This window comes from Streptomyces sp. NPDC026206, from assembly GCF_040638465.1.
Classification (GTDB): domain Bacteria; phylum Actinomycetota; class Actinomycetes; order Streptomycetales; family Streptomycetaceae; genus Streptomyces.
On record NZ_JBEZYL010000008.1, the window covers coordinates 1 to 7500 of the forward strand.

Below are 7500 nucleotides of genomic sequence, written 5' to 3' on the forward strand. Positions count from 1 at the left end.
CGGCCAGGTCGGAGGTGACGACGACGCCCTTGCCGGCGGCCAGGCCGTCGTCCTTGACGACGTAGGGAGCACCGAAGGCGTCGAGGGCCTCGTCGGGCAGCGCTTCGGTGCAGGCCGGGGCCTAGTGGGCGAGGTCCCGCTTGGCCGCGATCTTGCTCGACAGCCCGAAGATCTCGATGAAGCCCTTCGACATGGACTGGTCGAAGGTGTCGCCGGTGTCGTAGGTGGCGAGGTTGAAGTCGTAGAGCGACTGCTCGGACTTGCGGCCCGTGACGACGGCCCGGCCGCCGTGCAAGGTCATCCGGATCTCGCCGGAGACGTGCTCGTTGGCCTCGGCGATGAACCCGTCCAGCGCCCGCTTGAGCGGCGAGAACCACAGGCCGTCGTAGACCAGCTCGGCCCACCGCTGCTCGACCTGCCGCTTGTACCGGGCCAGCTCGCGCTCGACAGTGACGGCCTCGAGCTCCTTGTGGGCGGTGATCAGCGCGATCGCGCCGGGCGCCTCGTAGATCTCCCGGGACTTGATGCCGACCAGCCGGTCCTCGACCATGTCCAGCCGCCCGACGCCCTGCGCGCCGGCCCGCTCGTTCAGCTGCTGGATGGCCTGCAGCACGCTGACGGGCTTGCCGTCGAGGGCAACCGGGACGCCCCGCTCGAAGGTGACGATCACCTCGTCGGCCTCCCGGGGGGTGGCCGGGTTGGCGGTGTAGTCGTAGACGTCCTCGATCGGCGCGTTCCAGATGTCCTCGAGGAAGCCGGTCTCGACGGCCCGGCCGAAGACGTTCTGGTCGATGGAGTACGGGGACTTCTTCGTCGTCGCGATCGGCAGGCCCTTGGCCTCGCAGAAGGCGATGGCCTTGTCCCGGGTCATCGCGTAGTCACGGACCGGCGCGATGCACTTCAGCTCGGGCGCGAGCGAGGAGATGCCCGCCTCGAACCGCACCTGGTCGTTGCCCTTGCCGGTGCAGCCGTGGGCGACCGTGGTCGCGCCGTGCTTCTCGGCGGCGGCCACGAGGTGCTTGACGATCGTGGGCCGCGAGAGGGCGGAGACCAGCGGGTACCGGTCCATGTACAGGGCGTTGGCCTTGATCGCCGGGAGGCAGTACTCCTCGGCGAACTCGTCCTTGGCGTCGGCGACCTCCGCCTCCACCGCACCGCAGGCGAGCGCGCGCTTGCGGATGACGTCCAGGTCCTCGCCGCCCTGACCGACATCCACGGCGACGGCGATGACCTCGGCGCCCGTCTCCTCGGCGATCCAGCCGATGGCGACGGAGGTGTCAAGGCCGCCGGAATAGGCGAGTACGACGCGCTCGGTCACGGGTTTCTCCTTACGGTGCAGTGCGCTGCGCTCTCATGCGCTGATAGGCATAACTATGCACTACGCCGTATGTTTCGTCAATAGCTCGGGCGAGTGAACGTTGCCTGCGGACCCACACGGGGGGTGGCGCGCGCGGAAGGCTTGGCGCATGCCATGGCCACTCGACGCCCTCGTGAACACGTTCCACGCGATCTGCGAGCACCAAGGAGGCATCAAGATCGACGTGGTGGGCGACCGGATCGTCATCTCGATGCGGACGGGGGCTCACTGCCACACGGACTTCGACGTCCAGAAGGCCGCGCTCGCGGCGGGTCTGGCCGGGGAACGGGTGCTGTCCAATGTGCTGATCGAGTTCCCAGGGGAGGCGCCGCGCGTACCGGACGTGTCGATCCTCCGGGACGGCCAGACCGGGGAGCCCTACTCGCACAAGGACCTGCTGGCCGCGGTTGAGATCGCCTCCACAAGGCACGATGGGTACGACTTCACGCTCAAGGAGGAGCAGTACGCACGCTCCGGCGTCCCGGCGTTTCTGGTCATCGACCCGTTCCGAGGCGAGTGCGACCTCCTCACCCGGCCGGTGGATGGCACATACGCCACCCGTCGGCAGCACACGTACGGCGAGACCATCCACCTCCAGCTGGCCGACGGCACCATAATCGACATCCCCACGGACACCTTCGACCGCAGGCACTGACCCCCCGATTTGGATCACAGCACGGAACAGGATATTTTCTTCCTGCACGCCCCACCGGGAAGAAACGCCCGGAGGGAACGTCGCACCGGGACGTGGCGCAGCTTGGTAGCGCACTTGACTGGGGGTCAAGGGGTCGTGGGTTCAAATCCCGCCGTCCCGACCAGCGATTTTCGCAGGTCGAAGGCCGTTTCCGCAGACAGCGGAAGCGGCCTTTCGCGTTGGTACGGCCACCCCGTCCGGGCCGGACCGGCCCCCGGACGGGGACCGGTCAGCCTTCCTTCTGTGCCAGCCTCAGCAGGTGATCGGCCAGCGCCTGGCCGCCGGCCGGGTCGCGGCTGATCAGCAGCAGGGTGTCGTCGCCCGCGATGGTGCCGATGATCTCGTGGACGCCCGCCTGGTCGATGGCCGAGGCGAAGAACTGGGCGGCGCCCGGCGGGGTGCGCAGGACCACCAGGTTGGCGGACGCCTCGGCGGAGATCAGCAGCTCGGCGGCGAGGCGGCCCATGCGGGCCTCCGTGGCGGATTCGCCGAGGGGAGCGCGTGGTGTGCGGTCACCGCCCTCGGAGGGGACCGCGTAGATCAGCTCGCCGCCGGTGTTACGGATCTTGACCGCGCCCAGCTCGTCGAGGTCGCGGGAGAGCGTCGCCTGGGTGACGGAGAGGCCGTCGTCCGCGAGCAGCTTGGCGAGCTGGCTCTGGGACCTCACGGCCTGCCGGCTGAGGATGTCCACGATCCGGCGGTGGCGTGCGGTGCGGGTCTGCGGCACGGCCTGCCCGCCGTGGCCCGGCTCGATCTCCTGCGCCTCGGTCATCGTTGTCGTCAGTCTCCGGATCATCGTTCCCCGTGGGCCCCGCCGGCGACGGCGTCCAGGACGCCGGGCAGCACCTGGAGGAACGTCTCCACCTCATCGTCGGTGATGATCAGTGGAGGGGCCAGCCGCACCACGTCGGGTGCGACCGCGTTCACCAGGAGACCGGCTTCCTGGGCCGCCTGCTGCACCTTCGGTGCGAGGGGCTCGCCAAGGACAATACCCAGCAGCAGGCCCGTACCACGGACATGGTCGACGAGCGGGTGGCCGAGCGCAGCGATCCCGTCACGCAGCAGCCCGCCCGTGCGCGTCACATGGCCGAGGGCCTCCCCGGCGGCGAGGGTGTCCAGGACGGCGAGCGCGGCCGCGCAGGAGACCGGGTTGCCGCCGAAGGTCGAACCGTGCTGACCGGGCGTCAGCAGGTCGGCGGCGGGGCCGAAGGCCAGAGTGGCGCCGATGGGCAGGCCGCCGCCCAGGCCCTTGGCGAGGGTGACGACATCGGGCTCGACGCCCTGTGCCAGGTGCGCGAACCAGTTGCCGGTGCGGCCGATACCTGTCTGGATCTCGTCGAGGACGAGCAGCGTTCCCGTGGCCCGGGTGATCTCGCGGGCGGCGGCCAGATAGCCGTCCGGCGGGACGATCACGCCGTTCTCGCCCTGGACCGGTTCCAGCACCACGAGCGCGGTCCCGGCGGTGACCGCCGCGCGCAGCGCCGCCGCGTCCCCGTACGGCACATGCGTGACCTCGCCGGGCAGCGGAAGGAACGGCTCCTGTTTCGCGGGCTGGCCGGTGAGGGCGAGGGCGCCCATGGTGCGGCCGTGGAAGCCGCCGGCGGCGGCCACCATGTGGGTGCGGCCCGTGCGCCGGCCGATCTTGAACGCGGCCTCGATCGCCTCCGCACCGGAGTTGGAGAAATAGACGCGCCCCGGACGGCCGGCCAGCCGCAGGAGCCGCTCCGCCAGCTGGACCGTCGGCTCGGCGGTGAAGAGGTTGGAGATGTGTCCCAGGGTCGCGATCTGGTCGGAGACCGCGCGGACGATCGCGGGGTGGGCGTGCCCGAGGGAGTTGACGGCGATGCCGCCGGTGAAGTCGAGGTAGCGCTTGCCGTCGGCGTCCCATACGGCCGTCCCCTCGCCGCGCACGAGCGGGATGCGGGGGGTGCCGTAGTTGTCCATGAGGGCGCCCTGCCAGCGCCTGGTGAGATCCGCGTTGGTCACGACTGCCCCTCCGGGTCGGGGACGACCATCGTGCCGATGCCTTCGTCCGTGAAGATCTCCAGCAGGATGGCGTGCTGGACGCGTCCGTCGATCACGCGGGCGGTGGTGACACCGCTGCGCACCGCGTGCAGGCAGCCCTCCATTTTGGGGACCATGCCGCTGGCCAGCTCGGGCAGCAGCTGCTCCAGCTCGCTCGCGGTGAGCTGGCTGATGACGTCGTCGCTGTTCGGCCAGTCGGCGTAGAGGCCCTCGACGTCGGTGAGGACCATCAGCGTCTCGGCGCCCAGTGCGGCGGCGAGCGCGGCGGCGGCGGTGTCCGCGTTGACGTTGTAGACACCGTTGGGGTCGCCGTCGTCGGTGCTGCGGGCGATGGAGGAGATGACGGGGATGCGGCCGTCGTCCAGCAGCGTCCGTACGACGCCGGGGTCGATCCCGGTGATCTCGCCGACCCGGCCGATGTCCACCCGCTCGCCGTCGATCTCGGCGTAGTGCTTGGTGGCCGTCATCAGACGCGCGTCCTCGCCGGTGAGGCCGACGGCGAGCGCACCGTGCCGGTTGAGCAGCCCGACGAGCTCGCGCTGCACCTGTCCGGCGAGCACCATCCGCACGACGTCCATGGCCTCGGGCGTGGTGACCCGCAGCCCGGCCTTGAACTCCGACTGCAGGCCCAGCCGGTCCAGCTGGGCGTTGATCTGCGGTCCGCCGCCGTGCACGACGACCGGGTGGAGCCCGGCGTGCCGGAGGAAGACGACGTCCTGGGCGAAGGCGGCCTTCAGCTCCTCGTCGACCATGGCGTTGCCGCCGAACTTGATGACCACGGTCTTGCCGTGATGGCGCGTCAGCCAGGGCAGCGCCTCGACGAGGGTGCGGGCCTTGGGCAGGGCCGTGTGCCGGCGGGTGCTCCGGGGCTCGGTGGTGGCGGTCATGAGGAGTACGCGCTGTTCTCGTGGACGTAGTCGGCGGTGAGGTCGTTGGCCCAGATCACGGCGCTCTTGTCGCCCTCGGCCAGGTCGGCGGTGATGCGGACCTCCCGGTACCGCATGTCGACGAGATCACGGTCCTCGCCGACGGAGCCGTTGCGGCAGACCCACACGCCGTTGATGGCGACGTTGAGCTGGTCGGGGTCGAAGGCGGCGGAGGTGGTGCCGATGGCGGAGAGCACCCGGCCCCAGTTGGGGTCCTCGCCGTGAATGGCGCACTTGAGGAGGTTGTTGCGGGCGATGGAGCGGCCCACCTCGACGGCGTCGTCCTCGGTGGCCGCGCCCGTCACCTCGATGCGGATGTCCTTGCTCGCGCCCTCGGCGTCGCCGATGAGCTGGCGGGCGAGGTCGTCGCAGACGGTCCGTACGGCCTCGGTGAAGGCGGCCTCCGGCGGGGTGATGCCGCAGGCGCCGGAGGCGAGCAGCAGGACGGTGTCGTTGGTGGACATGCAGCCGTCGGAGTCGACGCGGTCGAAGGTGGTGCGGGTCGCGTCCCGCAGCGCGGCGTCGAGCCCGGCGGCGTCGACGTCGGCGTCCGTGGTGAGGACGACGAGCATGGTGGCGAGGCCGGGGGCGAGCATGCCCGCGCCCTTGGCCATGCCGCCGACGGTCCAGCCGTCGCCCTGCGCGACGGCGGTCTTGTGGACCGTGTCGGTGGTCTTGATGGCGATGGCGGCCTTCTCGCCGCCGTGCGCGGAGAGCTCGGCGGCGGCCTTCTCGATGCCGGGCAGCAGCCGGTCCATCGGCAGCCGGACACCGATGAGGCCGGTGGAGGCGACGGCGATCTCACCGGCGCTGTGGCCCAGCACCCCGGCGGCCTTCTCGGCGGTGGCGTGGGTGTCCTGGAAGCCCTCGGGGCCGGTGCAGGCGTTGGCGCCGCCGGAGTTGAGGACGACGGCCGAGACCTGGCCGCCGCGCAGGACCTGCTGGGACCACAGGACGGGTGCGGCCTTGACGCGGTTGGCGGTGAAGACGCCGGCCGCGGCCAGGCGCGGCCCCTGGTTGACCACGAGGGCCAGGTCGGGACTGCCGCTCTCCTTGATCCCGGCGGCGATGCCCGCGGCCGTGAATCCCTTTGCTGCGGTGACGCTCACTGCGACTCCTCGGTGGCTTGCCCGCCCGCGCGAAGCGGCGGTACGGGCTTGTTCGTCATGTCCTGCGGGCCGGCGCAGCCGGCCGGGGGGCCGCACGGCACCCACCTGGCGAGCACGGTGGCGACCACGCGGCGGACGCTCACGGCGCCACTCCGGTGGCCGGCAGCCCCAGCTCCTCGGCGAGCCCGAGGGCGATGTTCATGCTCTGTACGGCGCCGCCCGCGGTGCCCTTGGCGAGGTTGTCGATGGCGCTGACGGCGACGATCCGGCCGGCCGCCTCATCGAGGGCGACCTGGATGAGGGCGGTGTTGGAGCCGTACACGGACGACGTGGCCGGCCACTGTCCCTGGGGCAGGAGCCGGGCGAACGGCTCACCCGCGAACGCCTTCTCGTACGCGGCCCGCACGGACTGCGCGGTCGCGCCCGGCCGGGCCTTGGCGCTGCACGTGGCGAGGATGCCGCGCGGCATGGGCGCCAGCGTCGGGGTGAAGGAGACGGTGACCGGCTCCCCGGCGACGGCGGAGAGGTTCTGGTTCATCTCCGGGGTGTGCCGGTGCCCGCCGCCGACGCCGTACGGGCTCATGGAGCCCATGACCTCGCTGCCGAGCAGGTGCGGCTTGGCGGTCTTGCCGGCGCCGGACGTGCCGGACGCGGCGACGATCACGGCCTCGGGCTCGGCCAGCCCGGCGGCGTACGCGGGGAACAGCGCGAGCGAGACCGCGGTCGGGAAGCAGCCCGGAACGGCGATCCGGCTCGCCCCCCGCAGCGCCTCGCGCCCACCGGGCAGCTCGGGCAGCCCGTAGGGCCAGGTCCCGGCGTGCGGCGACCCGTAGAACCGTTCCCAGTCCCCCGCGTCCTTCAGCCGGAAGTCCGCTCCGCAGTCGATGACCAGCACCTCGTCGCCGAGCTGCGCGGCGACGGCGGCGGACTGCCCGTGCGGCAGGGCGAGGAAGACGACGTCGTGCCCGGCGAGCGCCTCGGCGGTGGTCGGCTCCAGCACCCGCCCGGCCAGCGACGGCAGGTGCGGCTGAAGGGTGCCGAGCGGCCGGCCCGCGTTCGAATTGCCGGTCAGCGCGCCGATACGGACCTCGGGGTGCCCGAGCAGCAGGCGCAGTATCTCCCCGCCCGCGTATCCACTCGCCCCGGCCACTGCCGCACGTATCGCCATCAATCGGCCCTCCATCCGTAATGAGGCATGACTATACGGAGAACGGCAGTTTTATGCAATGGGTAGGAGATGACCGGGCGTGGTGCTGGTGGGCGTGGGCGTGATGCGCCCGACGGCCGAGGAGCACTGATCGCGGAGGCGGGCCACCGCCGCCGTGCGATGCTGGTGCGCATGACCCTGGAGGACCTGGTACGGCTACGCCGCGCGCGGGACGTGATGGA

At 71.3% G+C, this 7500-nt stretch carries 9 protein-coding genes and 1 tRNA gene (1 of these 10 only partly in view); 3 read left to right on the plus strand and 7 right to left on the minus strand.

The features are described from left to right. Window positions 1–121: 121 nt before the first annotated feature. On the minus strand, window positions 122–1318 hold the full coding sequence (locus tag AB0F13_RS13935; RefSeq protein WP_362080288.1) for an argininosuccinate synthase: 1197 nt from the start codon (window positions 1316–1318) through the stop codon (window positions 122–124). 148 nt (window positions 1319–1466) lie between these two features. On the opposite strand from AB0F13_RS13935, the gene AB0F13_RS13940 reads away from it, so the two are divergent. Together AB0F13_RS13940 and AB0F13_RS13945 are read left to right on the plus strand one after the other, a co-directional pair. Continuing rightward, on the plus strand, window positions 1467–2012 hold the full coding sequence (locus AB0F13_RS13940) for a Uma2 family endonuclease (protein WP_362080291.1): 546 nt from the start codon (window positions 1467–1469) through the stop codon (window positions 2010–2012). A gap of 86 nt (window positions 2013–2098) precedes the next feature. Then, window positions 2099–2175: transfer RNA gene (locus tag AB0F13_RS13945), tRNA-Pro, on the plus strand. Between the two features lie 105 nt (window positions 2176–2280). Here the strand turns inward: AB0F13_RS13945 and AB0F13_RS13950 are convergent. From AB0F13_RS13950 to argC, 6 genes are read right to left on the minus strand one after another with little or no spacing between them, the layout of a single operon-like run. Further along, window positions 2281–2823 carry an arginine repressor gene (locus AB0F13_RS13950; RefSeq protein ID WP_362080294.1) on the minus strand — a complete coding sequence of 181 codons (543 nt, stop codon included), beginning with the start codon at window positions 2821–2823 and terminating at the stop codon, window positions 2281–2283. 20 nt (window positions 2824–2843) lie between these two features. Further along, window positions 2844–4037 (minus strand): acetylornithine transaminase, encoded by a 1194-nt coding sequence (locus AB0F13_RS13955; RefSeq protein WP_362080297.1) that lies wholly within the window; start codon window positions 4035–4037, stop codon window positions 2844–2846. Then, window positions 4034–4963, minus strand: coding sequence for an acetylglutamate kinase (argB, locus tag AB0F13_RS13960; protein ID WP_362080300.1), 930 nt, complete (start codon window positions 4961–4963; stop codon window positions 4034–4036). Before argB ends, AB0F13_RS13955 begins: the two co-directional genes overlap by 4 nt. After that, window positions 4960–6111 carry a bifunctional glutamate N-acetyltransferase/amino-acid acetyltransferase ArgJ gene (gene argJ, locus AB0F13_RS13965; protein WP_362080303.1) on the minus strand — a complete coding sequence of 384 codons (1152 nt, stop codon included), beginning with the start codon at window positions 6109–6111 and terminating at the stop codon, window positions 4960–4962. The genes argB and argJ overlap by 4 nt, the downstream gene beginning before the upstream one ends. After that, window positions 6108–6254 carry a hypothetical protein gene (locus AB0F13_RS13970; protein WP_362080306.1) on the minus strand — a complete coding sequence of 49 codons (147 nt, stop codon included), beginning with the start codon at window positions 6252–6254 and terminating at the stop codon, window positions 6108–6110. The genes argJ and AB0F13_RS13970 overlap by 4 nt, the downstream gene beginning before the upstream one ends. Beyond that, the gene (gene argC, locus AB0F13_RS13975; RefSeq protein ID WP_362080308.1) at window positions 6251–7279 is read right to left on the minus strand and encodes an N-acetyl-gamma-glutamyl-phosphate reductase; all 1029 of its coding nucleotides are present in this window, start codon (window positions 7277–7279) and stop codon (window positions 6251–6253) included. Before argC ends, AB0F13_RS13970 begins: the two co-directional genes overlap by 4 nt. Before the next feature lie 171 nt (window positions 7280–7450). On the opposite strand from argC, the gene AB0F13_RS13980 reads away from it, so the two are divergent. Continuing rightward, on the plus strand, window positions 7451–7500 hold the beginning of the coding sequence (locus AB0F13_RS13980; RefSeq protein ID WP_362080311.1) for a helix-turn-helix transcriptional regulator. The gene runs 388 nt beyond the window's last position; 50 of the gene's 438 nt are visible here — the first part of the coding sequence; the start codon lies at window positions 7451–7453; its stop codon lies beyond the right edge, outside the window.